Below are 26,899 nucleotides of genomic sequence, written 5' to 3' on the forward strand. Positions count from 1 at the left end.
GATGAATATGATGAAAACCCTCGACGTGGTTGCCGCGATTATTGAACGTGATGGCAAAATTTTACTGGCTCAACGCCCGCAGCATGCAGATCAATCCGGTATGTGGGAATTTGCTGGTGGTAAGGTTGAACCTGGAGAGAGCCAACCACAAGCGCTGGTCCGTGAATTACGTGAGGAACTGGGTATCGAGGCTATCGTTGGGAATTACATCGCCAGCCATCAGCGTGAAGTATCAGGCCGATTGATACATCTGCATGCCTGGCACGTGCCGGCTTATCGGGGCGAGCTTTACGCCCATGAGCATCAGGATTTGGTCTGGTGCTCCCCCGAAGAGGCGCTGCGTTATCCACTCGCGCCTGCTGATATCCCGCTATTAGAAGCGTTTATTCTTTTACACGCCGCCAGACCAGCGGGTTCGTGCTGATGGTTTTCTCATCGCGCTGGCACTGTAGCAGCACGCCATCGGCTTTCACCACCGCCCCTTCTGAATAGTTTTGATCCTGATAAATGCAGCACTGATTACAGGGCTGCGCGCGCTGACCGCTGGAACTGAACACTTCCGGCGGCACATTCACTTGCACATCCGGACGATAAAGCTGATTTGCCAGTACCCCGTTGGATAACATCACCAACGCACCTGCCATGATTAAACGGCGCATATTCTTTCCTTTTTAACTGACATTTATGCTCAGTATAACGGTATAAACCGGCAGAAACTTTAGTTCCTCGATCATCGTTTTTGGTTATGAGCAACGCCGCGATATTAATTTACTTAGCGGGATTAATTTTTTCTTGCGTCTCGTCACACTGCTGATGGTATAGTCAAAAACTGCAAAACACTTAACACAAATATCAAAAATATAACCATATCAATACATAAGAGGTTCTTATATCTATGGATCAGACATGTTCTCTGGAGTCGTTTCTCAACCATGTACAAAAGCGCGACCCGAATCAGACCGAGTTCGCGCAAGCTGTTCGTGAGGTAATGACGACACTGTGGCCGTTCCTTGAGCAAAACCCGCGCTATCGTCAAATGTCCTTGCTGGAGCGTCTGGTTGAGCCTGAGCGCGTGATCCAGTTCCGCGTGGTCTGGCTCGACGATCGCAATCAGGTACAGGTTAACCGTGCGTGGCGCGTACAGTTCAGCTCCGCGATTGGCCCGTACAAAGGCGGCATGCGTTTCCATCCTTCGGTGAACCTGTCGATCCTGAAGTTCCTCGGCTTCGAGCAGACCTTTAAAAATGCACTAACCACGCTGCCAATGGGCGGTGGTAAAGGCGGTAGCGACTTTGATCCGAAAGGTAAAAGCGAAGGCGAAATCATGCGTTTTTGTCAGGCGCTGATGACGGAACTGTTCCGCCATTTAGGGCCCGATACCGACGTCCCTGCGGGTGATATCGGCGTGGGCGGTCGTGAGGTCGGCTTTATGGCCGGGATGATGAAAAAGCTGTCCAATAACAGCGCCTGCGTCTTCACCGGAAAAGGCCTTTCTTTCGGTGGCAGCCTGATTCGCCCGGAAGCAACGGGCTACGGTCTGGTGTACTTTACCGAAGCGATGCTCAAACGCCATGGTCTGGGTTTTGAAGGGATGCGTGTGGCGGTTTCCGGCTCCGGTAACGTTGCACAATTCGCCATTGAGAAGGCGATGGAGTTTGGTGCGCGCGTGGTTACCGCCTCCGATTCCAGCGGTACCGTGGTTGATGAAAGTGGATTTACAACAGAAAAACTGGCGCGTCTGTGCGCGATTAAAGACAGCCGTGACGGTCGCGTGGCGGATTACGCCCGTGAGTTTGGTCTGACCTATCTGGAAGGTAAACAACCCTGGTCTGTTCCGGTTGATATCGCCCTGCCATGCGCAACCCAGAACGAACTGGATGTCGATGCCGCACGCGTACTGATCGCCAATGGCGTGAAAGCCGTCGCCGAAGGCGCAAATATGCCAACGACCATCGAGGCCACCGATCTGTTCCTGGAAGCCGGCGTTTTGTTCGCGCCAGGCAAAGCCGCTAACGCGGGTGGTGTCGCCACATCCGGTCTGGAAATGGCGCAGAATGCCGCGCGTCTGGGCTGGAAGGCAGAGAAAGTCGATGCCCGTCTGCACCATATCATGCTGGATATTCACCATGCCTGTGTCGAGTACGGCGGTGAAAGCAAACAAACCAACTATGTGCGCGGCGCCAACATCGCAGGCTTTGTGAAAGTTGCCGACGCGATGCTGGGCCAGGGTGTGATTTAATTCAGAACGGTCGCTCCCGTAGGCCTGATAAGCGTCGCGCCATCAGGCATTGCCGGATGCGGCACACGTGCCTTATCCGGCCTACGAATACACTACACGCCTGCCTCTTCCGATGGCGGGCTTTTTTTTGCCGGACGTTTACGCGGCGCACTCTTTTTCTTCTCACTACCGCCAGGTGCGGCAATCCCACGGAACCGGCGAACGGGTGTACTACGAGCCTGGTCGATTAACTGATACAGCGTTCCGACTAACGGTTGCATAAAGTCCTGATAACGACACTGTTTTTCACTAATTTGGGTCAGAATCGACTCCCAGTGCGCGGTCATATCCGGGCGCGTCGCCATTTCAGGCAATGAGTGGAACAACGCTTTTCCGGCATCGGTCGAATGGATATAGCGCCCTTTTTTCACCAGGAATCCGCGTTTAAACAGTAATTCGATAATCCCGGCTCGTGTTGCTTCGGTTCCCAGTCCGTCTGTCGCACGGAGGATCTTTTTCAGATCTTTATCCTGCACAAAACGCGCGATCCCGGTCATTGCCGACAACAACGTTGCATCGGTAAAGTGGCGCGGCGGCTGGGTCTGGCGTTCAACCACTTCGCCTTTTTCACACAGCAACGCATCGTCTTTTGCCACCACTGGCAGCGGCGTACCGTCGTTATCTTCATCGCGCTCTTTGTTACCGAGCAGCGTACGCCATCCGGCCTCCGCCAGGAAACGCGCCTTGGCCACAAACTTACCTTTGGCGATATCCAGTTCAATGACGCACTTACGAAAAACAGCATCCGCGCAGAACTGCATCAGATACTGACGGGCAATCAGGTTGTAAATTTTCGCTTCGTTGTCATTCAGGTTGATGGATGAACTGCGCGCGGTAGGAATGATGGCGTGGTGCGCATCCACTTTTTTATCGTCCCAACAGCGGTTTCGCGTATCGGGATTGACCGCCGGTTGCGGGAGCAAATCCGGGGCATGAACGCTAATCGCGTTCAACACCGCGTGACGTCCGGCAAAGTGTTCTTCCGGTAGATAGCGACTGTCCGAACGCGGATAGGTAATCAGCTTGTGGGTTTCGTACAGTTTTTGGCAGATATCCAGAACATTTTGCGCACTTAAACCGAAGCGTTTCGCGGCTTCAATCTGCAACGCTGACAGCGAAAACGGCAGCGGCGCGGATTCTGATTCCCGTTTATCATTATAACTGGTGACTATCGCCGGCTGGCCGTTAATGCGGTTTACCACGTGTTCAGCCAGGGTACGATTCAGCAAGCGCCCTTCTTCATCCTGATACGGCTCACACGCTTCGCTCGGTTGCCAGATAGCGGTAAATCGCTCATCGGCAGGCGTCACGATATGCGCTTTTACCTCGAAGAAATCTTTGGCGACGAAGTTTTCAATCTCTTCATCGCGACGCACAACCAGGCCGAGCACCGGCGTTTGTACACGACCAACAGAGAGGACGCCCTGGTACCCTGCGTTGCGCCCGAGAATAGTGTAGGCGCGCGTCATATTGATACCGTACAGCCAGTCCGCCCGCGCCCGCGCCAGTGCCGACACGCACAGTGGGATGAAATCGCTGTTTGCACGTAGGCGATCTATCGCCCGCTCCACTGCCTGTGGGTTGAGGTCGTTAATCAGGCAGCGTTGTACCTGCTGGCGCTTTTCAGGCGCCAGTTGCAGGTAATCCAGCACCTCGTCCACCAGCAGTTGTCCTTCGCGATCGGGGTCTCCCGCGTGAATAACTTCGCTGGCTTCATGTAAAAAGCGTTTAATGACGTTGAGTTGTTTGGTCACAGAAGGACGCGGCTGTAGTTGCCACTTTTCCGGAACAATCGGCAGATCGGCCAGGCTCCAGCGAGCATAACGGCTGTCGTAGGCGTCCGGCTGCGCCTGTTCAAGCAGGTGACCGATACACCAGGTCACCACTTGCCCATTTCCGCATTCAATGAAACCGTCACCTTTACGATGTGGTTTGGGTAACACATCGGCGATGGCGCGCGCCAGACTCGGTTTTTCGGCAATAAACAACCGCATCGGGTTAACGAATCTCAACCATGGCGCGACCGCCGCGGGCTTCCACTAGCTCACCGATAGCCGTGAGATCGATACCAAACTGCGCCGCTGCGGCTTTGACCTCAGCTTCAGATTCCGGCGTTACCGCCAGCAGCAAGCCGCCGGAAGTTTGCGGATCGCACAGCAGATCGCGTACCGATTGCGGCATTTCCCCCATCAGGTGTCCATAGCTCGCGTAGTTACGCTGCGTACCGCCCGGCACTGCGCCCTGCGCGATGTATTCTTCAACGCCAGGCAGCTTAGGAATGTCCTGATAGACGATCTGCGCCTGAACGCCGGCCCCCTGGCACATCTCGCTCAGATGACCCAGCAGACCAAAACCGGTTACATCGGTCATGGCTTTCACACCGTCGATATCGGCAAATGCCGCACCGGCAATGTTCATCCGGCACATCACTTCCGTCGCCAGTCCGACGTGTTCCGGTTTCAGCAGCGATTTTTTCTCCGCGGTGGTCAGTACACCAATACCCAGCGGTTTGGTGAGGAACAGCTTACATCCAGCCTCTGCGGTGCTGTTTTTCTTCACACGTTCGGTTGGCACAATACCCGTCACCGCGAGTCCAAAGATTGGTTCAGGGGCATCAATAGAGTGTCCACCCGCCAGTGCAATCCCCGCCTGACGGCAGGCAAAACGCCCACCTTCGGTCACTTCGCGGGCTATTTCCGGCGCCAGTTTATCAAGAGGCCAGCCCAGAATAGCGATTGCCATAATCGGTTTGCCGCCCATCGCAAAAATGTCGCTGATAGCGTTGGTCGCAGCAATGCGGCCAAAATCAAACGGATTATCGACAATCGGCATAAAGAAATCGGTGGTACTGATAACGCTGGTGCCGTTACCCAGATCGTACACCGCCGCGTCATCGCGGGTTTCATTACCCACGAGTAAATTCGGATCAACAAACTTCGCCTGCTCGCTGTGCAGGATAGTTTCCAACACTTTCGGGGAAATTTTACAACCGCAACCGGCTCCGTGGCTGTATTGTGTTAAACGAATAGCGTGCTCGCTCATGGACATCTCCTGTCATTGCAATGCGGATATGGTAGCGCTCATTCCATGATGTGGTAAGAGTGACTGTCTGAATTAGGGTGTCTTTGCTCATAATCCAGACAGTTTTGCCGTTGGTATCAGAAATAACGGACGAATGAGGTCGGATCGGCAAGATTAATCGAGGTGGAGGCTTTTAGCTGCGGCGTTCCCAGATAGAGAAAACCGACGATTTTATCCTGTGGACGACAATCAAACGCTTCGCGGACTACCGTACTTTCCGTTAAGGCTCCGCTGCGCCAGATCCCGCCAAACCCTTGCGCAATCGCCGCCATTTGCATCGCCATTACCGCGCAGCCCGCGGACATTTCTTGTTCCCACATCGGGACCTTGTCGCTTTCTTCACATTTCGCCACCACAGCGATAATCAGCGGCGCGCGAAACGGTGCTGTACGGGCTTTATCCTGTGCTTTTTCATCACTTCCGGCAGCAATCGCGCCTTTTTCAAGCACGGCGCTAAAACGTTCGCGCCCTTCACCTTCAATCACAAAAAATTGCCACGGTTGTAGCGATTTGTGGTCTGGCGCACGCATACCAGCGCGCAGGATATTTTGCAGTTGCTCTCCCACCGGGGCCGGTTCGACAAGACGAGAAGCGCTACGACGGGTCATAAGTAATTCGAGTGCATCCATTTGCTTAACTCCAACAATGATATTTGTTCACAAAATTAACACGTGGGCGGATTTTGTTACAGCACAGGTAGTGATTCCTGCTGACAAGTGCCTGCCGGGTCATTACGATAGCCACATCTTAACGCCTTTCTCGTGGCTCACGGGGGCGTGTTGTTAATCGATAGGGAGAATACATGCGAACCCTGTGGCGATTTATTGCCGGATTTTTTAAATGGACATGGCGATTACTCAATTTCGTCCGTGAATTTGTGCTTAACCTGTTCTTTATCTTTTTAGTACTGGTGGGTGTTGGGATCTGGATGCAGGTCAGTAGCAGCAACACCAGCGAACATGCTGAACGTGGCGCACTGCTGCTGGACATCTCGGGGGTTATTGTTGATAAACCTTCAAGCACCAGTCGGTTAAGTGTCATCGGTCGTCAGCTGTTTGGCGCAAGTTCCGATCGTCTACAGGAAAACTCCCTGTTCGATATCGTGAATACCATTCGACAGGCCAAAGATGACCGCAACATTACCGGCATCGTGATGGACTTGAAAAACTTCGCCGGTGCCGACCAACCGTCGATGCAATATATCGGTAAAGCGCTACGCGAGTTCCGCGACAGCGGTAAGCCTGTCTTTGCTGTAGGCGATAACTTCAGCCAGGGGCAGTATTACCTGGCAAGTTTTGCCAACAAAATTTGGCTATCTCCGCAGGGTTCCGTTGATCTGCACGGCTTTGCCACCAACGGTCTGTACTACAAATCCCTGCTGGATAAGCTGAAGGTCTCAACGCATGTATTCCGCGTGGGCACCTATAAATCCGCCGTCGAACCGTTTATCCGTGATGATATGTCACCTGCCGCACGTGAAGCTGACAGCCGCTGGATTGGCGAGCTGTGGCAGAACTATCTCGATACGGTCGCCGCTAACCGGCAGATCCCGGCGCAACAGGTATTCCCTGGCGCGCAAGCGATGCTGGACGGCCTGACGAAAGTCGACGGTGATACCGCGAAATATGCTCTCGATAACAAATTGGTGGATGCTCTCGCCTCCAGCGCTGAAATCGAAAAGCTGCTGACCAAACAGTTTGGCTGGAGCAAAGTGGATAAAAACTACCGCTCTGTCAGCTACTACGATTACACGCTGAAAACGCCTGCTGATACCGGGGACAGCATCGGCGTCGTCTTCGCCAACGGCGCCATTATGGACGGAGAGGAAACGCCGGGGAATGTAGGTGGCGATACAACCGCTGCACAGATCCGTGAAGCACGCCTCGATCCGAAGGTGAAAGCCATTGTCCTGCGCGTGAATAGCCCAGGCGGTAGCGTCAGCGCCTCGGAAGTGATCCGTTCTGAGCTGGCAGCGGCAAAAGCGGCGGGCAAACCGGTTGTCGTTTCCATGGGCGGCATGGCGGCGTCCGGGGGGTACTGGATCTCCACGCCTGCAAGCTACATCGTGGCAAACCCCAGCACCCTGACCGGTTCCATCGGCATCTTTGGTGTTATCAATACCGTGGAAAACAGCCTGGATTCAATTGGCGTGCATACTGACGGTGTTGCAACATCCCCACTGGCGGATATCTCTATCACCAAAGCGTTACCGTCGGAAGTACAGCAAATGATGCAGTTAAGCATCGAGAACGGCTATAAGCGCTTTATCACGCTGGTTGCGGATGCACGTAAGACGACACCAGAACAGATTGATAAAATCGCGCAGGGTCACGTCTGGACCGGTCAGGATGCGAAAGCAAACGGACTGGTAGACAGCCTGGGCGATTTCGATGATGCCGTCGCGAAAGCTGCAGAGCTGGCAAAACTGAAACAATGGCACATTGAGTATTATCAGGACGAACCCACCTTCGTGGATATGGTCATGGACAGTATGTCAGGTTCGGTGCGCGCCATGCTGCCAGAAGCCCTTCAGGCAATGCTCCCGGCGCCGCTGGCTTCTGCTGCCAGCGCGGTAAAAGCTGAAGGAGATAAACTGGCTGCGTTTAACGATCCGCAAAACCGTTATGCGTTTTGCCTGACCTGCGCCAACGTCCGCTAACTATTGACCCCTCTTCGGGATGAGGAGGGGTTTTCTTTGAGACAGAAGAAAAGTCATGCAAAAGAAATCGATTTACGTTGCCTATACCGGCGGTACCATAGGTATGCAGCGTTCTGAACAGGGTTACATTCCGGTATCGGGCCACCTGCAGCGCCAACTGGCATTGATGCCTGAATTCCACCGCCCTGAGATGCCAGACTTCACCATCCATGAATACGTCCCACTGATGGATTCCTCCGATATGACGCCGGAAGACTGGCAACATATTGCTGAAGACATCAAAGCGCACTATGACGATTATGATGGCTTTGTCATTCTGCACGGCACAGACACCATGGCGTTTACCGCCTCGGCGCTCTCTTTTATGCTGGAAAATCTGGGCAAACCGGTCATTGTGACAGGGTCACAAATCCCACTGGCAGAGCTACGCTCGGACGGACAAATCAATTTGCTGAATGCATTGTACGTTGCAGCAAATTACCCGATTAATGAAGTCACCCTGTTTTTCAACAATCGCCTGTTTCGTGGCAACCGTACAACCAAAGCACATGCTGACGGTTTTGACGCTTTCGCCTCACCAAACCTTGCTCCACTACTGGAAGCGGGGATCCACATCCGCCGGCTTGGGACGCCGCCCGCACCGCATGGTGCAGGCGAACTGATTGTTCACCCTATCACCCCGCAGCCGATCGGCGTGGTCACGATTTACCCCGGGATCTCTGCTGACGTGGTGCGAAATTTCCTGCGCCAGCCCGTGAAAGCGTTAATTCTTCGCTCCTACGGTGTCGGTAATGCACCACAAAACAAAGAATTTTTGAAAGAGCTTGAAGATGCGAGTTCGCGTGGCATTGTGGTGGTGAATCTCACCCAATGCATGTCCGGCAAGGTCAATATGGGCGGTTACGCGACGGGGAACGCGCTGGCGCACGCGGGCGTCATTGGCGGCGCGGACATGACCGTCGAAGCTACGCTTACCAAGCTGCATTATTTGCTGAGTCAGAACCTGGATACCCAGGCTATTCGCGAAGCGATGACGCAAAATCTGCGTGGCGAGCTCACACCAGACGAGTAAAGGAGTCTATGACGATGGCCCGAGCCTTATTGTTGGTCGATTTACAGAATGACTTTTGCGCCGGTGGCGCTCTCGCCGTCCCGCAAGGCGACAGCACAATCGATATTGCCAACCGTCTGATTGACTGGTGCGCCGTACGCGGTGACACCGTCGTTGCCAGTCTGGACTGGCACCCGGCGAATCACGGTAGTTTTGCCAGCCAGCATCAGGTTGCGCCTTACAGTCAGGGACAACTGGACGGACTGCCGCAGACGTTCTGGCCCGATCACTGTGTGCAAAACAGCGAAGGTGCTGCCCTGCATCCACTGTTGAACCAGCGTGCGATTTCTCAAACCTTCACCAAGGGTGAAAATCCACTGGTCGACAGTTACAGCGCCTTTTTTGATAACGGCCGTCGTCAGGCAACTGCGCTTAATGCATGGCTGCTGGAAAACCGCAAGGCTGAACTGATCATCATGGGTCTGGCAACCGACTATTGCGTAAAATTTACCGTGCTGGATGCGCTCGATCTTGGCTATACCGTCAGCGTTATTACTGACGGTTGCCGTGGGGTAAATATTCAGCCAGAAGACAGCGCGCACGCCTTTATGGAAATGGCTGCGGCCGGAGCAACGCTGTACACACTGGCTGACTGGGAAGAAACGCAGCGCTAATATTTTGCCTGATGGCGTACTGTCAGGCAAAACTCACCCCAGGCTCGATATCTGCTCCAGCGAAACCCTGCGGGTTTCAATACCAAAACAAAACAGGATCAGTGAGCACACCACCAGCATAGCGCCGAGCACAATAAACACGGTGACCGCGCCATACTGAGTGAGTAATACAGCAACCCCGTACGGTGTAAATACAGCGACAATTCTCCCCACGGCATTCACAAAACCGGAACCTCGCAATCGAAGATGGGTTGGCCAAAGTTCCGGGACATACACCGCAGAAGCAAAACAGACATACATATACAAAAAAAAGATCATCACCAGGCCATAGCTTAAAATCGCCCATTCCTGTGTTTGAATCGAATAAAAATATCCCAGGATAGCAATAATAATCAGCAGCGTTGAGCCAAATAACCGTCGTGGGAAGCGGTCAATAATTAATGCGGCAATATAAATGCCTACCGGTGCCCCAATCATAATAATCGAGGTCATGAAAATAGATTTCGTCACATCAAAACCGGTGTTAACGAAAATTGTCGGGATCCAGACGGTAATAGTATACAGCGAGATGTTCATCGCGATCAGTACTGTGATCGCCACCAGCGTCCGGCGTAACATTTGCCCCTTGAATAACAACCAAAACGAATCATTTACCGTGCTTAACCCCGTTTTTTCTCGAGGATTTGGACATGGCGGCAAGATGATCTTTTTTTCTTTCTCGACCTGTTGTTCTACATCCAGGATATGCTTTTCCGCCTTTTCTTGCAGACCTTTGCCTGCCAGCCACCGGGGAGACTCAATAAGGTATTTTCCTGACAGATACCAGGCCAACAGCATTCCCACACCACCAAGAAAAAACATCACTCGCCAGCTGAAACAGGCGATGACGACAACACCGACAGCCGCAGACAGCATGGGTGACCAGTTGCCGACAAAAGACAAACGAGCAGACCATTTACCGCGTACCACCGGGGGAATAAACTCAGTAAAGGAGGCATAACCCACCATAATCAGCGCCCCCATTCCTACCCCCATAAGCCCACGGAAGAAGATTAACCAATACATATTGGGAACAAAAGAGGCGGCAGTTGCAGAAATACCGACTATCAGCAAATTCATCCGAAACGCTTGCCGCCGCCCAAGATAATCGCCGATAAACCCACCGCTCAATGAGCCAATAAAATAACCAAACATTAGCGCTGAAGTAAATGCCGCATTAAGGTAGTTATTCGACCAGCCATTACTAACCAGTTTAGCTAATACCACATTACCGGAATAACTCAGAAAGCCCGTCAGCAACAAACCAAAGCTGATAATACCAAAAATACGAAAGTGAAACTTTGAAAAAGGTAAGCGATCCAGCCTTGCGCCGATATGTTCATATTGTTCCATCTGGGTGCCTCAAATGCAGCAAAATATAATAAACTTGTTATGGCAATAGGCGACAGTGTAAATCTGTCGCATTTACCATCATCATTTTTATTTGGCATTAACCGGATGCAATCTAAAAAATATCGACTACTTAGCCCTGCATTAGTACACAAGCTGGATATTATTTTTCTTGCAAAATTCAACCCACTCAGCACCCGGTGCTTTATCTGTTATAATGTAATTAATATGGCTAAGATCCACTAACTGGACAAATGCTTTACGATCAAACTTTGAGTGATCGACTAACAGAGCGACCTCTGCCGCCTGACGAATCATTGTTTTTTTGATCTCAGCTTCTGCTTCGTTTGAATCAAGCGCACCGCTTGTAATGTCCAGCCCTTTGCAGCTCATCACCATGATATCAACGTGATAGCGGCTGATAATCTCTTTGGTGATACGGCCCTGAAGTGACAGTGTATTCTTATTTAACTCTCCCCCAGTCGAAACCACATTAATCTCAGATTGCGCTAATTCATGAAACGCTTCCGCTGAGTTCGTCAGCAACGTCAGATCGTTTCTTTCCTTCAATAGCTTTAATAATTCCATCGCAGTACTGCTGGAGTCGGCAGCCATCGTGGTCTTATTTTTAATAAACGGTAACGCATTACGGGCAATGATCTGCTTCTCTTCGAAGAAAGATTTTGCACGCTTATAAAAATGAATATTGTCGGACAACGCGGTAGTATTGAGCACTGCACCGCCATATGTTCGGGTCAGAAAACCTTCATCTTCCAGTTTTTCAAGATCGCGGCGAATCGTTTCCTCAGTTACCTGAAAGATTGAACTTAAATTAGATACCGCCACTTTCTTATCATTAGCCACCATTTGCTTAATGGCCTGAATCCTGTCTTTTGCCGCCACGATGACACCTCTGTTTCCTGCAAAGTAATAATAAGACCCTAGTATCTCACAGGCTATGTTTATTTTCAAAAGAACATGTCTGAATCACAGATTTCAATACTCTTTTACACAGAAACAGAGGTCAATCCTATCTGCTGGCTTATTTGCTATCCAACGCCTCTGCCATTTGCCTCATCAATAATGAATCATCATCTGTCAGAGGAATGGTCAACGCCTCGACATTCTCGCGAACCTGTTCAGGCGCGGTTGCGCCGCTCAGTAAGGTAATTAAATCGCTTTGCTTTAAAATCCATGCCAAGGCCAGCGCGGGGATTGTGCAGCGGTATTTCTCGCACAGTGGCTGCCATTGCTCAAGCATGTCAATCACCCGCAGCATATTGTCCCGTTGGAACCAGACTTTGTTGGCCCGCGCACCGCTAGGGACATAATCTCGATCAATAGTCCCGGTCAGGAGTCCCTGCTCGAGTGGGGAATAAACCTGCACAACAATGCCATTCTGCTGGCATAACGGCAGCAGTTCAGTTTCCAGCGCGCGATCAAGAATGCTGTACTTGGCCTGCACGATATCCAGCTCGCCATACTTGAGGTACTCCCTGACATGCCCGGCATCCACGTTGGCGGCGCCGATAGACCGAATTTTCCCTTCTTTCTTTAGGGCGTTTAGCGTATTAACGGTTTCCGCTATCGGCGTAAAACAGGGTTCAACCGACTGCCAGTGGGTCATATAGATATCAATACTGTCGATACCCAATCTTTGCAGGCTGGCATCAACCTCTTCGCGAATAGACTCAGGCGAGAGGTTTTTATACAGCTGGCGATCACCTACTTTGTTAAACAGGCTGCCTGTTCGCTCCCATACGATGCCGCATTTGGTTTCAACCACGATCTCGCTGCGCGGCAGCTTTTTCAGCGCCTGCCCGACAATCACTTCGCTATTACCGAAGTTGTACCCCGGAGCGGTATCAATCAGATTAATGCCGCAACGGTGTGCTTCAAGAATGGTGTCGATACAAACCTGCAAATCAAGATCGCCATTCCATGCCGGACCGCCGCCGATGGCCCAGGTGCCCAGCCCCATACGGGAGAGCGTAATATCCGTAATGCCTAAAGGAATCATTTTCATCTGCCGCTATTACCCTTCATATTCGTCGAGAAGTTGTTCAACCAGCTTTCTGTTCTTCACGCCCGTCGTGGCGCCCACGCTGAGGACCGATATTGCTGCCGTTGCATTAGCAAATAACGCACACTCGCGCAGCGGTTTGCCTTCAAGCAGCGCGGAGATAAACCCCGAGGCGAAATTGTCTCCCGCGCCGATGGTGTCGATGGCGGTAATTCCCGACACCGCCGGGACCTCCATTTTCATATCAGCACGCTTGATAAAGCAGCCTCTCTTGCCGGTCTTAATGACTACCGTTTTCACACCACAGCTCAGGAAGCTATCGGCTATTTCATCCAGCGTCTCTTTCCCGGTGAGCAGTTTTGCCTCTTCAAAATTGGGAAACAGATAATCCACATAGCTCAGCGCCTCACGGATGTCGTCCAGCGTTTCATTCAGTCGCGGTTTAATCATATCGGCGCAGATAATGAGCTTATGCGCTTTCGCCTGCGTGAAAATGGCCGTTAACGCCTGACCATCAAGCAGCGGACTGTTAAAAATACTCGCCAGCGACAGCAGCTTTGCCTGCGAGAAACGGTCAAAATCAACATCGTTAATATTCAGTTTCCACAGGCTGCCGTTGCGGTTGGTGACAAAGGTGCGCTCACCATCGGCGGTGACTAAACCCACGTTAATAGAAGTATCAATATCCGCATCCTGTTTCAGGCTCTGAATATCAATATTCTCCCGACGACAATGGTCGACAATAAAATGTCCCGCAGCATCGTCACCGACCCGGCTTATTAATGCAGTACGATGTCCGAGACGAGAAATAATCGTCGCTTCATTAATCGCATCGCCTCCCGTCGTCATCGCAATACGTTCTAAAGGATAAGAATCTACATCAAAGATATTTTTACTTACTGGCTGCAAGGGAATATCAACAATAGCCGCCCCGATACAAATAACCTCGATATTATCCATATTGTCATTCCGCTTTACCGTCAGAGCCAAACAGTTTAATTTTCTCCAGTGCGCGCTCTTTTACCGCTTTGCGAACTTCACGCTCAACGTGCAGGAACGGCTGATTCTGGTTCTCCTGCACCGCCGCCATTGCCGCCTGGCACAGTTCGGTATGAATATTGATTTTCGAAATACCTAATGAAATGGCCTTTTTGATATCCGCATCGCTAATGCCGGACGCGCCGTGCAGCACCAGCGGAACGGATACCGCCCGGCGTACGCGCTCAACAACCTCGAAATTAAGTTTCGGTTCAGAGCTATAAACCCCGTGCTGATTGCCAATCGCTACCGCCAGAGAATCGCAGCCGGTACGCTCGACAAATTCCGCCGCCTGGCTCGGGTCGGTATAGTGATAGCCCGCCAGCGCTTCTTCATAAACCGTTTCATTCCCCACGTGGCCCAGCTCCGCCTCGACCGGAATACCCAACGGATGGAAGAAATCCACTGCCTCTTTAGTCAGGCGAATATTCTCTTCGAAATCAAAGGCGGAGGCATCGCGCATCAGCGAATTCATGCCGTGGGTCCAGGCGTTATGGATAATTTCCATGCTGCGCCCGTGGTCCCAATGGGTAATAACCGGCACCGAGGCTTTTTTCGCCATCGAAACCATCATATGCGAAAAATCTTCAAACGAGGTATTACCCACAAAGCCGGTACCGAATGAAATAATCACCGGCGATTTAGACTCTTCCGCCGCATCGATCACCCCCATTAACATTTCCGCATTCCACACGTTAAAGTGGGCAATCGCATAATGTTTATTCTGGGCATCATTTTCCCAATATTTAATATCTGCCAGCATAGTTGTTTCTCCCTTTTCAATAAATTAATGGTTAACTTTAATAACGCCTTTGATAATTTCGCGTTTATTGTTGACTGACTCATCAAACGCGCGCTGAACATCTTCATAATCATAAATATGTGTCACCATCGACTTGACATCGAAACGCCCGGAGGAAATGGCTTCAATAGTGACCGGATAGCGGTTGGCGTAGCGAAAAACGGTCTGAATGGAGACTTCACGGTTAATTTTGAGGAAATTAATCGCCGAATCACCGGGAACCGTCCCAACGATCATGATTTTCCCGCCGCGCATCACCAGGTACGGAGCCTGCTTAACGGTGATCGCCGAGCCGGCAGTTTCAAAAACAATGTCAGCCCCCATATCGCCGGAGAACTGCTGACAGCGGGCAACGGTGTCCTCTTTCGCTCCGTTGATCACCGTCGTCGCACCAAGCTGCTCGGCCATGGCCAGACGTTTTTCCAAAACATCAACAACGGCGATGTCGGTAGCACCCAAACATTTACAGGCTTGCAGGGTCATTAAACCAATACAGCCCGCCCCCAGAATGACAATTTTCTTGCCCGGTTTAACGTCTGCCAGCATTGCGGCATGCATCCCTACCGCCGCAGGCTCTACCAGCGCGCCTTCCATGGTGTCCATGTTATCGGGCAGCTTGTAAGTGAAGCTCTCCGGATGGCACAGATAGTGGGTTAGCGCGCCGCGATAATTAGGCTGCGTGGCCATAAAATCGACGTCCGGACAGATGTTGTATTTCCCTTCCAGACAGTAGCGACAGTGACCACACGGCACGCCCGGCTCAATATTGACCCGGTCGCCCGGTTTAAATTTACTGACGCGGTTTCCTACCGCCACCACCGTACCGGCACATTCATGTCCGAGGCCAATTTCCTGGTTTGGGTCTTTTGGCGGAATAAAGGGACCTGATTCGAAACCGTGAACATCTGAACCGCAAATACCTACATATTCAATTTTGATCAGTACTTCATGCTCTTTGGGTACCGGGATATCGGCGGCAATAATTTTCATCGTGCCCGGCGTTTTTAATATCGCTTTTGAATTTTTCATTTTATTTCCCCATCAATATTATTTGCTGGTAACTGCATCAATACCGAGGCTTTCGACAGAGACGCCTTTGGTTTCAATTCCGATGGTAGCAATGGCGACAGCGACAATAATGGAGACCGCCCCGAGCAGTACAAACACTCCCGTCACGCCGTAACTATTAAGCAATACTGCGACCGCGTAAGGCGCAGCGATGCCGCTGATACGCCCCACCGCATTTGCCAGTCCGGAGCCACGCAGTTTCGCTTCGGTTGGCCATATTTCCGGTACATATACCGCTGAGGCGTAGCAAACGTACATATACACAAAGGTAATCAGGAAGAAGCCTATTAACGTAATCAGCAGCATGCTGGTTTGCAGCGAGTAGATATATCCCAGCACGGCGATTAATACTAATAAGCCCACCCCCATGGTCTTTCTGGGAATTTTATCCATCACCAGCATGGCGATAAATATTCCAAACGGCGCACCAAACATACTCATGGTATTTAAGACAATGGAATCTTTCAGGTTAATGCCCTGGGTCATAAATATCGTCGGCAGCCAGTTAATTAAGGTGTACTGCACGACGTTCATGGCAATCAGAACAAAGGAACCTAAAATAACGCGCTTGAGTAATACGCCGGTTAATAAAGCCGAATACGGAACAGAGCGCGGTGCCTTGCCGTCATCTCCTATCACCACTGGCGGCAGTGGCTTACCGGTCTGCTGAACCACGCCCTCTTCTATTGCCCGCATCACTTTTTCGGCTTCCGCGTAGCGTCCACGAGACTCCAGCCAGCGAGGCGACTCGGGGAACCAGCGCCAGGCAATGGCGGTGGCAATCAGCGATAGCACCGCCGGGATCAGCAGTTGCACGCGCCAGTTCCATTCAGCACTGATTAACGGCGTCAGTCCCATCGCAATCAGCGAGCACAGCGGATAAGACCAATTACCGATAAACGAGACCCTACTGGACCAGGTACCGCGATTTCTGCCAGGCATATATTCGGTGAACCCGGCAAACAGAGTCACCAGCAGCGCACCTAATCCCACCCCCATCACAAAACGGCAGGCAATAAGGAAGGTCATATTTGGCGAAAACGCACCAACGATCATAGAAATAATATGAATCGCTTCATACAGGATAAAGGCATTTTTGCGCCCGGTTTTATCCCCGATAATTCCCCCGGCAAGCGCACCAAGAAACATTCCCGCCGTCGTAATGGCAGAAAACGTGGCGGTAGTGGAATTATCGGTCCAGCCGAGTTCTTTTAACTGCGCAAGAATTAATCCGCCAACGGCATTACTCCAACAAACCAGTAATCCAAAGGCAACCATCGCAAACATCGACGTGTGCCAACGGCAGTCAGGCAGCCTGTCCAACCTCGCGCCGCAGTACGGTTTTGCTATCTGTTCCATCCGGGAACCTTCCTTTAATAAATGAGGTTATTCATCAAAGTCGTAGGTCATGATGACCTTAATCGCGGTTTTATCGACCATGGCGTCAAACCCTTCGCGCCATTGCGACAAGCCGATACGGTGAGTAATCATCGGTTTAACTTTCAGCGCACCGCTGGCCAGCAGGCGGATGGCATTGCGCCAGGACGTAGAATCGTATGCCATATGGCCAATGATGCTTTTATTCCACGCGGTGATATCGTTAATGGAAAAGTCGAGAGGCTTGAAGCCCATGCCCACGCGGACGACTTCACCGTTTGGACGCAGCATTTCAATAGATTGTTTCAGGGCAATATTGGCGCCGGAGCATTCGATGACCAGCCCCAGATTGTCTTTACCGCAGATTTCCTGGCAGCGCGCGACCACATCTTCGGTGGAACCGTTGACAACCGCAGTCGCCCCCAGCTCTTTGGCGATCGGGAAGCGTACGGCGACGTCCTCTTCCAGCCCGACCATCACGATATTGACGGCCCCCATAATGCGCGCCATCTGGACCGAAAAGAGTCCCAATGGACCGGTGCCGAAAACCACAACGTCCTGGCCGGGAAGGAATTTGGATTGCTGAGCGATAGATTTGTAGGCGTTACAGATAGGATCCAGCACCGCCGCTTCTTCATAATCAACGCCTTGTGGGATTTCCCACAGCGCATGGCGGTGAATTTTGAGGATTTCCCCCGGCACCAGGCAATATTTCGAGAACCCTCCGCCCCATGTGTTGTTGTCGAGACCTAAGTTCACTTTTTCTGTACAACACAGAAAATCGCCTTGTTCGCAGGCTGGGCAAACGCCGCAGACATGTCCACTATTGTCAGAAACCACCCGCTGACCGACTTTCCAGTCCTTAACTTTGTCGCCAACGCGGACAATTTTACCGGCGAACTCATGGCCGCGGATGGAGTTAAACTGATCGGATCCGCTATCAACATTGTAGTGTTTCATGTCCGCGCCGCAGATAGCCGCCGCTTTGATTTCAACCACGATGTCATCCGGGCCACAAACCGGTTCCGGTACATCAATCATCTTATAGCCGCCAAAGGCCTTGCCAAATCTTGCCAGTGCTTTCATTGAATTTTCCTTTGTGTTTAGTTTTGCATCAGTGGTCATCATACTTATCCATATAATTTTTGAGGTCAACATCAAATCTTTGCAACGCAGATAAAATTCTGTATTTCACAACTCAGATCACAAATAAGTGCAACTATGAACTGAAAAACAAAGGAACATGGCAGCCGCTTCGCTAAAGTGACGTGAACCCCTTCGCATTTTTCCTGTTATGAAACTGTTAACCTACAAGAGCTGTTTTTTTCGCCACGCCATTTCCGTGGCGTGTTTGCTTTTTTAATTGTCAAAGAGGAACTCCGATGAAACTTTTGCCTTTGTTGGCAGCATTACCCCTGCTCTGTGCCAGCGTTGTTTCCGCTAACTCACTGATGTCTGTCGGCTACTTCAACGGCGGCGGCGACGTCACTGCCGGTCCTGGCGGCGATATCGACAAACTGGATGTTCGCCAGATAACCCACCTGAACTACTCATTTGGCCTGATCTATAACAACGAGAAGGACGAAACCAATGACGCGCTAAAAGATGCCAGTAAGCTGCATCAAATTTGGCTTTCAGAAAAAGTGCAGTCTGATCTGCAAAAGATCCCGGAATTGCGTAAACAGAACCCGAATCTTAAAGTTCTGCTTTCCGTTGGTGGTTGGGGGGCGCGTGGATTCTCAGGCGCTGCGGCCACAAAAGAATCCCGGGCGGTATTTATTCAGTCGGTGCAAGACATCATTGCGAAATATGGCCTGGATGGTATCGACCTCGACTGGGAGTATCCGGTAAACGGTGCATGGGGGTTAGTTGAAAGTAAACCGACCGATCGTGCAAACTTTACTACGCTGCTGAAGGAGTTACGTGCCGCAGTGGGCCATAAAAAACTGGTGACCATCGCAGTCGGTGCAAACGCTGAAAGCCCGAAAAGCTGGGTAGACGTCAAAGCCATTGCGCCATTGCTCGACTACATCAATCTGATGACCTACGATATGGCTTACGGTACTCAGTACTTCAACTCAAACCTGTACGATTCGACAACGTGGCCAACGGTCGCCGAAGCGGATAAGTACAGCGCCGATTTTGTCGTCAATAACTACCTCGCAGCAGGGCTAAAGCCCGCTCAGATGAACCTGGGTATTGGGTTTTATGGTCGCGTGCCTAAACGCGCCGTTGAGCCAGGGATTGACTGGAGCAAGCCCGACGCACAGAAAAATCCAGCCACTCAGCCCTATTTTGAGCCACAGCAAATAGCGTTGTTCAAATCACTGGGCGTTGATCTGAGCAAAGATACCTATGTGAAGTACAACGACATTGTGGCGAAGCTCATCAACGATCCGCAAAAGCGCTTTACCCAACACTGGGACGATGAAGCAAAAGTGCCGTGGTTGTCGGTGCAGTCTGCCGACGGAAAAGCACTTTTCGCCCTCTCTTACGAGAATCCGCGCTCTGTTGCCATCAAAGCGGACTACATCAAAAGCAAGGGACTGGGAGGCGCGATGTTCTGGGAGTATGGTGCGGATGATAAAAACCAGTTAGCGAAGCAGTTGGCCGATTCATTGGGTATCAAACACTGATCCCAACGCTTGCCACAATAGGTTATGATTATCGCAATCCGCTGCGCCATTCTCTGGCGCAGCTTTTCATCTTCTACTGGAGGCATGAGCTGGTATGGCTTTCATCCCTAAAAATTACGCCCGTCTGGAAGTCGGTTATCGGGAAAAGGCACTTAAGCTCTTTCCCTGGGTCTGTGGACGTTGTTCCCGCGAGTTCGTGTACTCAAATCTGCGCGAATTGACCGTACACCATATCGATCACGACCATTCTAACAACCCGGAAGACGGTAGCAACTGGGAAATGTTGTGCCTGTACTGCCACGATCATGAGCATTCCAAATATACGGAAGCGGACCAGTATGGTTCAACAGTGGTTGCCGGAGAAGACGCGCAGAAGGCCATTGGCGAAGCGAAATATAATCCGTTTGCCGACCTTAAAGCGATGATGAACAAAAAGTAGTCTACTGCATATGCCCGGCATAAACGCTCACCGGGCATTTATCATCAGGATTTAAACGTCGCAATCGGCTCAGGCGTAATGCCAAATTCCACTTTTAGTTGCTGCTTACTCTTCATCACCATCTCACCGTTGGTATCGATAGTCATGTGCTGCGCATTCGTGTTGTTACGTGCCTGCCATAACATCACCAGTTGCAGACTGTTCTCTTTTTGTTCTGCGGTCAGCGCGACGCCATCCGGCCATTTTCCCAGTTCAACGGCTGTCGATAAGCGCTGATAAACTTCCGGCGTCATGCTGTTGATCATCTCATCAAGATTCATGTTAAATCCACTCTCCGTAGAATAATTTGCTGAATCGTTTCTTCAGCCTTTCGTTTGCTCGCCGTTTTCGCCGTCTGTGAAGTTCAATGACGCTGAATTAACGCAGTAACGCTCACCTGTGGGCTGAGGCCCATCCGGAAAGACATGCCCGAGATGCGCATCACAGTTTCCACAGCGGATTTCAATGCGCTGCATGCCATGAGACGTGTCTTTTATGTAACGGATAGCCTCTTCGCTCACCGGCTCGTAAAAGCTAGGCCAGCCGCAGCCAGAATCGTATTTCGTCTCTGAACGAAACAAGGGGTTATCGCAGATCAGACAATGGTAGATGCCATCACGCTTATTGTGCAGCAAACGCCCGGTAAATGGCGGTTCTGTCCCATGATTTTGTGTCACGTAAAACTGCATTTCGGACAAATTTTTTTTCAGTTCTTCTGGGGAAGGTTGCTTAGCCATTTGCTCACATCTCGCTTTATCTAAACTCACATCGCGAGACAGATTCTAACAAAACATTAACACCGTAGTGCGAACTTTTGTTCTAAACTTGATCCGTGCGAAATGGCAGCCCAGGAATCGTGATCAACATCACGTTTTTATCTTGATTGCCCTTTAAAATTCGGGCCGCCGCCCCCATGTGGTTTCAAGCCCAAAGGAAGAGTGAGGCGAGTCAGTTGCGCAAAGCTTAAGCAGCAGTTTGATTTGTCGCAATGATTGACACGATTCCGCTTGACGCTGCGTAAGGTTTTTGTAATTTTACAGGCAACCTTTTATTCACTAACAAATAGCTGGTGGAATATATGACTATCAAAGTAGGTATCAACGGTTTTGGCCGTATCGGTCGCATTGTTTTCCGTGCTGCTCAAGAACGTTCTGACATCGAGATCGTTGCAATCAACGACCTGTTAGACGCTGACTACATGGCTTACATGCTGAAATATGACTCCACTCACGGCCGTTTCAACGGTACCGTTGAAGTGAAAGACGGTCATCTGATCGTAAACGGTAAAAAAATCCGTGTTACCGCTGAACGTGATCCGGCTAACCTGAAATGGGACGAAGTTGGTGTTGACGTTGTAGCTGAAGCTACTGGCCTGTTCCTGACAGATGAAACCGCTCGTAAGCACATCACTGCTGGCGCGAAAAAAGTTGTTCTGACTGGTCCTTCCAAAGACAACACCCCGATGTTTGTTAAAGGCGCTAACTTTGACAAATACGAAGGCCAGGACATCGTTTCTAACGCTTCCTGCACCACTAACTGCCTGGCTCCGCTGGCTAAAGTTATCAACGACAACTTCGGCATCATCGAAGGTCTGATGACGACTGTTCACGCGACCACCGCTACTCAGAAAACCGTTGATGGCCCGTCTCACAAAGACTGGCGCGGCGGCCGCGGCGCATCCCAGAACATCATCCCGTCCTCTACCGGTGCTGCTAAAGCGGTAGGTAAAGTACTGCCAGAACTGAATGGCAAACTGACTGGTATGGCGTTCCGCGTTCCGACCCCGAACGTATCCGTTGTTGACCTGACCGTTCGTCTGGAAAAAGCTGCTTCTTACGAAGAAATTAAGAAAGCAATCAAAGCTGCTTCCGAAGGCCCGATGAAAGGCGTTCTGGGTTACACCGAAGACGACGTTGTATCTACCGATTTCAACGGTGAAGTTTGCACTTCCGTGTTCGATGCTAAAGCAGGTATCGCACTGAACGACAACTTCGTGAAACTGGTTTCCTGGTACGACAACGAAACTGGTTACTCCAACAAAGTTCTGGATCTGATTGCTCACATCTCCAAATAAGTTGAGATGGGACAGTAATCTGTAAGAGCGACTCAGGTCGCTCTTTTTTTTGCCCGAAGATACCCGTCATACTTCAAATTGCAGGTGTGTTGGCTACGCTCTCTCACCCGAATCACTTACTACAGTAAGCTCATCGGGGTGAATCAGGGACATCCATGTCCCTGACCGAAGGCAACCTTTGGTTGTTCAAATTCGTTCCTGACGAATTTGTCGTTCACTTGCCGCCGTCCTGCAACTCGAAATATTTAGGGTTAAAAAGGATTGCGTAATGATTAATAAAATTTTTGCACTTCCGGTAATCGAACAAATTACCCCTGTCCTCTCCCGCCGCCAGCTTGATGAGCTGGAGGTTATTGTTGTCGATCACCCTCAGGTTAAAGCCTCTTTCGCACTGCAGGGTGCTCACCTTCTGTCCTGGAAACCAAACGGCGAAGATGACGTTCTCTGGTTAAGCAATAACACGCCGTTTAAAACTGGTGTGGCGCTGCGGGGTGGCGTACCGATTTGTTGGCCGTGGTTTGGCCCGGCGACTCAGCAAGGTCTGCCTTCTCACGGCTTTGCACGTAACCTGCCCTGGACGCTGAAGGCGCACAACGAAGATGATAACGGCGTGGTTCTGACGTTTGAGCTGCAAAGCAGCGCTGAAACGCGTCAGCTATGGCCGCACGACTTTACCCTGCTTGCCCGCTTTAAAGTCGGCGCTACCTGTGAAATCGAACTGGAAGCCCACGGTGAGTTTGAAACCACCTCCGCACTGCATACCTACTTCAACGTGGGCGATATTGCCGCAGTGAAAGTCAGTGGTCTTGGCGACCGCCTGATCGATAAAGTGAACGATGCGAAAGAAGATGTGCTGGCCGATGGTATCCAGACCTTCCCGGATCGTACTGACCGTGTTTATCTGAACCCGGAAGCATGCAGCGTCATCCATGATGGTTCACTCAAGCGTAATATCGATGTCGTGCACCACCACCATCTGAACGTTGTGGGTTGGAACCCGGGTCCGGCGCTGTCTGCCAGCATGGGTGACATGCCGGACGATGGCTACAAAACGTTTGTTTGCGTAGAAACAGCCTACGCAACCGCACCGCAGAAAACCACGGAAGAGAAACCTTCTCGTCTGGCGCAAACTATTCGTGTTGCGAAACGATAAGATTTTGCCTGTTGCCTGATGGCGACTTATCCGGCCTGCTGACGCATTGCATAGGCCGGATAAGAAAAGTAAACATCGCTATCAGGCCATATCCAACGCGGTTTTGCCTGCTGGAGCAGGGCAGGCTTTATCTAATAATCTTAACTCATCAGTAGAGAGCGTTATCTCTAACGCGGTCGCATTCTGTTCGACGTGCGCCACACTCGCCGCTTTTGGAATCGCGATCACGCCCGGTTGCCGAATAACCCATGCCAGCAAGATCTGGGCGGTACTGGCATCATGTGCACGTGCAATGTCGCTAATCACCGAATGAGTGAGCAGACCACGGCGCAACCGTCCTGCCTGTGCCAACGGGCTATAGGCCATAACAGGCATCTGCTGTTGCTGACACCATGGCAGCAAGTCATATTCAATGCCGCGCGACGCTAAATGATATAGCACCTGGTTAGTGGCGCATTGCCGTCCACCGGCAACCTGCCATAGCGCCTGCATCTCGTCATAATCGAGATTTGAAACACCCCATCGACGAATTTTCCCCTGAGCGATGAGTTTTTCCATGGCGCTGACGGTTTCTTCATAAGTAAAGTCCCCCGTCCAGTGCAGCAAATAGAGATCCAGATAGTCGGTTTTCAGCCGACGCAGACTGCCTTCACAGGCAGCAATCGCTTTCTGGCCACCGGCATTCCATGGATAAACTTTTGAAACCAAAAATGCACCATCGCGCCGTCCCGCTAAAGCTTCGCCAACAATTTCTTCTGCTGCACCATCAGCATACATTTCAGCCGTATCAATCAGACGCAGCCCCAGATCCAGGCCAGCCTGCAACGCCGAAACTTCATCACGACGACGGCAGGGATCCTCCCCCATGTTCCATGTTCCCTGCCCTATCGCAGGAAGCGAAACCTGCTCGGTAAACATCACCTGTTTTACTGTCATAGTTCCCCCCTGAGTACATGCACCACAGTAAAGCAAAACTCGGGGGATGTGTCCTGGGGTGGTGCACAAATTGCACCATCCTCGTTTGGAGGGTTCGTCGTTAATCAGATGCAATAAAAAACCCGGGAACAGTATTTATTCCCGGGCTTAGACAGATAACGTGTTAGTTGTGCAGAGATTATTTTAAACGGCCTAAATATTTACCTTCTTGCATGGCGTTTATTTTTCCATTCTTATATACAATAACCGAAATCAAGCCTGCACTGTAGGTTTGCGCATCTGCATTATTTTCATCATTTGCTGCCGGGCTACCATTAATATAGGCAATGCCATCGGCGCCACGTTTAAAATCAACTCCCAGTTTCTTTACATGTATGGGTTTTACCGTACTGGCGTTAACCGGAGCATTCGCTTCGCTAACCATGGTTTTATGATCATGTTGTAACTGGCGGCGGTAAGCCTCGCTAATAGCATGAGCAGGTGCAACAGTTGATGCCACCAGCGCAGCGATAATAATTAATTTTTTCATAAGGAAAACCTTAATATTTATCGTGGTTATGATGATGGCTGGAATTACCGTCATTTGTGCTGTACAGGCTCTGTGCATTTTCCATCGCCTGCTTTTCCGCTGCGGCATTGATTGTAGCCTGACGATTCTGCTCAGCAACGTAGCATGCGTCCCGACTGACGCCCTTGTTCTCACAGTCATTCATGCGAGAAGCCTCGGTAGAACAACCCGCCAGAACCCCGCCCATCACAGCTATCATGATTAACTTTTTCATTATCTATACCAGGTTTTTTCTCAAAAAACCTTCATCGCAGATTATATTTCTGCAAGGAAGAATTACTCTCGCTACTTTTTAAGTTTGAGTAATATCTGCAATAGAATATTTAATGTCAATTTTAATTTTTTCAGATAATTACCTAAAGAATGTAAAATAAAAATTAAACACTTTGTTTTTTACTCTTCACATGAAAGATGACTTTCATGGTTAAGTTAGACAATCAAAATAGTTGTCAGATATTTGCAACACGCTTGCAAGGTTAATTGAGATCCAGACATCATAACAAAACAGTGCATTTTCAGTATATTGCCGCAGTAGATTTTGTTAGTCGCTAACGATGATTGGTCGTGGGACACCTGTATTTCTTACTCTGGAAAAAAATCGATATCAGACTAATTAAATAATACGTTCCTTTTTGGTAACTACACCAGGTAAAACACGTTAATTATTCGTTGCGGCAGCGCATAAGACAGGAGCAGCAGAAATCGTGAATTCTCATGCTTTAGATCAACATTCATTCCCGTCAGGCATAAAAAAGCCCGCATAACGCGGGCTCATGTTCAGCATTGGAAATGCATCAGAACTTATAGGTGATACCCGTTGAGATCAAACCCGTCCAGGATTTGTCTACCATCGGGCTGTCTGTCACTTCATCAGACAAACGGGTGTAACGCGCAGTACCGTACACGCTCCAGTCGCCTAAGAAATTATAGTTGGCGCTGAGTTCAAGGTACGGGTTCCAGCTGCTTTCAGGATCGTAGCTGCGTAAACCACTGCGGGACGATTCGTGGCGCGATACACCATAGTAGTACTGGTTCTGGTTTTCACTGTTCCACTCAACACCAATCCCCGGTGTCAGCGTCAGGCCCCCGTTGGTATAACGGTACAGCCATGCCAGATCCCATACGATACCATTACTGTTATCCAGCGCGTCTCCCGCGAGGCTGGTACGCAGGAAACCATATTGTGTGTTATGCACGTAAGAAAGCCCGGCCATCATGGTGCTCTTACGCTTATCAAGATTACGCAGACGGCTATCGTCGCTGTCGCCCGGTTTGAAGTACAGTGGAGACCAGTACGCCATCACAGATAATTTATCTGTATTGTCATTCCACAGGTAGTAACCGCCGCCCAGACCACGGAACCAGAAGTTGTCGCTTTCATAGGTCACAACAGGGACCGGGTAAACGTCACTATCGTAGTTTTTGTAAGGGTGTTCAACCACACCAACGCCTGCGCCCAGCGTCAGGTTGCTTTCTGCTTGCGCGACGCTCGCGGACGTGGCAATAAGCACGCCAAGTGCCAGAAGTTTGAGTTTGGTCACAATCCATAATTCCTTATTCAAATGTTTAGCGACGAAAGTGTAACCGCCAATACGCTTCAGCCCAACTATTTTA

The 26,899-nt window shown here is 50.6% G+C and carries 27 protein-coding genes; 9 read left to right on the forward strand and 18 right to left on the reverse strand.

Translation table 11 applies throughout. From position 1 onward, the window contains the following. The first annotated feature begins 10 nt into the window (after positions 1 to 10). Positions 11 to 424 carry a pyrimidine (deoxy)nucleoside triphosphate diphosphatase gene (locus FDX19_RS15625; RefSeq protein WP_137383457.1) on the forward strand — a complete coding sequence of 138 codons (414 nt, stop codon included), beginning with the start codon at positions 11 to 13 and terminating at the stop codon, positions 422 to 424. Here FDX19_RS15625 and FDX19_RS15630 read toward each other — a convergent pair. Continuing rightward, on the reverse strand, positions 384 to 659 hold the full coding sequence (locus FDX19_RS15630) for a YnjH family protein (protein WP_137383420.1): 276 nt from the start codon (positions 657 to 659) through the stop codon (positions 384 to 386). The two genes, FDX19_RS15625 and FDX19_RS15630, sit on opposite strands and share 41 nt — an antisense overlap. Before the next feature lie 236 nt (positions 660 to 895). Between FDX19_RS15630 and gdhA the strand changes: the two genes are divergently transcribed. Then, on the forward strand, positions 896 to 2,239 hold the full coding sequence (gene gdhA / locus FDX19_RS15635) for an NADP-specific glutamate dehydrogenase (RefSeq protein WP_137383421.1): 1,344 nt from the start codon (positions 896 to 898) through the stop codon (positions 2,237 to 2,239). Between the two features lie 92 nt (positions 2,240 to 2,331). On the opposite strand, the gene FDX19_RS15640 is transcribed toward gdhA, so the two are convergent. From FDX19_RS15640 to FDX19_RS15650, 3 genes are all read right to left on the reverse strand, one after another. Beyond that, on the reverse strand, positions 2,332 to 4,272 hold the full coding sequence (locus tag FDX19_RS15640; RefSeq protein WP_137383422.1) for a DNA topoisomerase III: 1,941 nt from the start codon (positions 4,270 to 4,272) through the stop codon (positions 2,332 to 2,334). Between the two features lie 4 nt (positions 4,273 to 4,276). Continuing rightward, positions 4,277 to 5,320: a selenide, water dikinase SelD gene (selD, locus tag FDX19_RS15645; RefSeq protein ID WP_137383423.1), complete on the reverse strand. Its 1,044-nt coding sequence runs from the start codon at positions 5,318 to 5,320 to the stop codon at positions 4,277 to 4,279. 116 nt (positions 5,321 to 5,436) lie between these two features. Next, positions 5,437 to 5,988 carry an NAD(P)H nitroreductase gene (locus tag FDX19_RS15650; RefSeq protein ID WP_137383424.1) on the reverse strand — a complete coding sequence of 184 codons (552 nt, stop codon included), beginning with the start codon at positions 5,986 to 5,988 and terminating at the stop codon, positions 5,437 to 5,439. A 173-nt stretch (positions 5,989 to 6,161) separates the two neighbouring features. On the opposite strand from FDX19_RS15650, the gene sppA reads away from it, so the two are divergent. The 3 genes from sppA to pncA are packed head-to-tail and all read left to right on the forward strand — an operon-like array spanning position 6,162 to position 9,743. Further along, complete coding sequence (gene sppA, locus FDX19_RS15655) at positions 6,162 to 8,018, forward strand: signal peptide peptidase SppA (protein ID WP_137383425.1); 1,857 nt, start codon at positions 6,162 to 6,164, stop codon at positions 8,016 to 8,018. 55 nt (positions 8,019 to 8,073) lie between these two features. Beyond that, positions 8,074 to 9,090 (forward strand): asparaginase, encoded by a 1,017-nt coding sequence (gene ansA / locus FDX19_RS15660; protein WP_137383426.1) that lies wholly within the window; start codon positions 8,074 to 8,076, stop codon positions 9,088 to 9,090. A gap of 14 nt (positions 9,091 to 9,104) precedes the next feature. Continuing rightward, positions 9,105 to 9,743 (forward strand): bifunctional nicotinamidase/pyrazinamidase, encoded by a 639-nt coding sequence (gene pncA / locus FDX19_RS15665; RefSeq protein WP_137383427.1) that lies wholly within the window; start codon positions 9,105 to 9,107, stop codon positions 9,741 to 9,743. A 33-nt stretch (positions 9,744 to 9,776) separates the two neighbouring features. Here the strand turns inward: pncA and FDX19_RS15670 are convergent, their stop codons facing one another. The 8 genes from FDX19_RS15670 to FDX19_RS15705 all read right to left on the reverse strand — a co-directional run bounded on the left by FDX19_RS15670 (position 9,777) and on the right by FDX19_RS15705 (position 18,526). Continuing rightward, positions 9,777 to 11,135, reverse strand: coding sequence for an MFS transporter (locus tag FDX19_RS15670; protein ID WP_137383428.1), 1,359 nt, complete (start codon positions 11,133 to 11,135; stop codon positions 9,777 to 9,779). 141 nt (positions 11,136 to 11,276) lie between these two features. Continuing rightward, positions 11,277 to 12,035 carry a DeoR/GlpR family DNA-binding transcription regulator gene (locus FDX19_RS15675; RefSeq protein WP_137383429.1) on the reverse strand — a complete coding sequence of 253 codons (759 nt, stop codon included), beginning with the start codon at positions 12,033 to 12,035 and terminating at the stop codon, positions 11,277 to 11,279. A 139-nt stretch (positions 12,036 to 12,174) separates the two neighbouring features. After that, entirely contained in the window at positions 12,175 to 13,158 is a 984-nt protein-coding gene (locus FDX19_RS15680; RefSeq protein WP_137383430.1) for an aldo/keto reductase, read from the reverse strand. A gap of 9 nt (positions 13,159 to 13,167) precedes the next feature. Continuing rightward, the gene (locus FDX19_RS15685) at positions 13,168 to 14,115 is read right to left on the reverse strand and encodes a carbohydrate kinase family protein (RefSeq protein WP_137383431.1); all 948 of its coding nucleotides are present in this window, start codon (positions 14,113 to 14,115) and stop codon (positions 13,168 to 13,170) included. A gap of 4 nt (positions 14,116 to 14,119) precedes the next feature. Continuing rightward, on the reverse strand, positions 14,120 to 14,956 hold the full coding sequence (locus tag FDX19_RS15690; RefSeq protein WP_137383432.1) for a ketose-bisphosphate aldolase: 837 nt from the start codon (positions 14,954 to 14,956) through the stop codon (positions 14,120 to 14,122). A 24-nt stretch (positions 14,957 to 14,980) separates the two neighbouring features. Then, positions 14,981 to 16,024, reverse strand: a complete 1,044-nt coding sequence (locus FDX19_RS15695; RefSeq protein ID WP_003832485.1) for an NAD(P)-dependent alcohol dehydrogenase — start codon at positions 16,022 to 16,024, stop codon at positions 14,981 to 14,983. Positions 16,025 to 16,042: 18 nt separating this feature from the next. Beyond that, positions 16,043 to 17,422: an MFS transporter gene (locus FDX19_RS15700; protein WP_137383433.1), complete on the reverse strand. Its 1,380-nt coding sequence runs from the start codon at positions 17,420 to 17,422 to the stop codon at positions 16,043 to 16,045. Between the two features lie 27 nt (positions 17,423 to 17,449). Continuing rightward, on the reverse strand, positions 17,450 to 18,526 hold the full coding sequence (locus FDX19_RS15705; protein ID WP_137383434.1) for a zinc-binding dehydrogenase: 1,077 nt from the start codon (positions 18,524 to 18,526) through the stop codon (positions 17,450 to 17,452). A gap of 296 nt (positions 18,527 to 18,822) precedes the next feature. Between FDX19_RS15705 and FDX19_RS15710 the strand changes: the two genes are divergently transcribed. Both FDX19_RS15710 and yajD read left to right on the forward strand, forming a co-directional pair. After that, positions 18,823 to 20,076, forward strand: a complete 1,254-nt coding sequence (locus FDX19_RS15710; protein ID WP_137383435.1) for a glycoside hydrolase family 18 protein — start codon at positions 18,823 to 18,825, stop codon at positions 20,074 to 20,076. Between the two features lie 94 nt (positions 20,077 to 20,170). After that, a complete protein-coding gene (yajD, locus tag FDX19_RS15715; protein WP_106107396.1) occupies positions 20,171 to 20,515 on the forward strand; it encodes an HNH nuclease YajD in 345 nt (114 codons plus the stop codon). A gap of 44 nt (positions 20,516 to 20,559) precedes the next feature. Here the strand turns inward: yajD and FDX19_RS15720 are convergent, their stop codons facing one another. Both FDX19_RS15720 and msrB read right to left on the reverse strand, forming a co-directional pair. Beyond that, positions 20,560 to 20,835 carry a YeaC family protein gene (locus FDX19_RS15720; protein WP_005121124.1) on the reverse strand — a complete coding sequence of 92 codons (276 nt, stop codon included), beginning with the start codon at positions 20,833 to 20,835 and terminating at the stop codon, positions 20,560 to 20,562. Between the two features lie 42 nt (positions 20,836 to 20,877). After that, positions 20,878 to 21,291: a peptide-methionine (R)-S-oxide reductase MsrB gene (msrB, locus tag FDX19_RS15725; protein WP_040233651.1), complete on the reverse strand. Its 414-nt coding sequence runs from the start codon at positions 21,289 to 21,291 to the stop codon at positions 20,878 to 20,880. A gap of 341 nt (positions 21,292 to 21,632) precedes the next feature. Between msrB and gapA the strand changes: the two genes are divergently transcribed. Then, the gene (gene gapA / locus FDX19_RS15730) at positions 21,633 to 22,628 is read left to right on the forward strand and encodes a glyceraldehyde-3-phosphate dehydrogenase (protein WP_003030697.1); all 996 of its coding nucleotides are present in this window, start codon (positions 21,633 to 21,635) and stop codon (positions 22,626 to 22,628) included. A gap of 268 nt (positions 22,629 to 22,896) precedes the next feature. Beyond that, positions 22,897 to 23,781 carry a D-hexose-6-phosphate mutarotase gene (locus FDX19_RS15735; RefSeq protein WP_137383436.1) on the forward strand — a complete coding sequence of 295 codons (885 nt, stop codon included), beginning with the start codon at positions 22,897 to 22,899 and terminating at the stop codon, positions 23,779 to 23,781. Between the two features lie 81 nt (positions 23,782 to 23,862). Here FDX19_RS15735 and FDX19_RS15740 read toward each other — a convergent pair whose 3' ends face one another. The 4 genes from FDX19_RS15740 to FDX19_RS15755 all read right to left on the reverse strand — a co-directional run bounded on the left by FDX19_RS15740 (position 23,863) and on the right by FDX19_RS15755 (position 26,826). Further along, complete coding sequence (locus FDX19_RS15740; RefSeq protein WP_137383437.1) at positions 23,863 to 24,717, reverse strand: aldo/keto reductase; 855 nt, start codon at positions 24,715 to 24,717, stop codon at positions 23,863 to 23,865. A 178-nt stretch (positions 24,718 to 24,895) separates the two neighbouring features. Further along, on the reverse strand, positions 24,896 to 25,246 hold the full coding sequence (locus FDX19_RS15745) for a hypothetical protein (protein WP_137383438.1): 351 nt from the start codon (positions 25,244 to 25,246) through the stop codon (positions 24,896 to 24,898). 10 nt (positions 25,247 to 25,256) lie between these two features. After that, positions 25,257 to 25,499, reverse strand: a complete 243-nt coding sequence (locus tag FDX19_RS15750; RefSeq protein ID WP_137383439.1) for a hypothetical protein — start codon at positions 25,497 to 25,499, stop codon at positions 25,257 to 25,259. 580 nt (positions 25,500 to 26,079) lie between these two features. Further along, positions 26,080 to 26,826, reverse strand: a complete 747-nt coding sequence (locus tag FDX19_RS15755) for a MipA/OmpV family protein (RefSeq protein WP_048212595.1) — start codon at positions 26,824 to 26,826, stop codon at positions 26,080 to 26,082. Positions 26,827 to 26,899: the final 73 nt, after the last annotated feature.

The sequence above is a fragment of the Citrobacter sp. wls619 genome (genome assembly GCF_005281345.1).
Taxonomy (GTDB): Bacteria; Pseudomonadota; Gammaproteobacteria; order Enterobacterales; family Enterobacteriaceae; genus Citrobacter.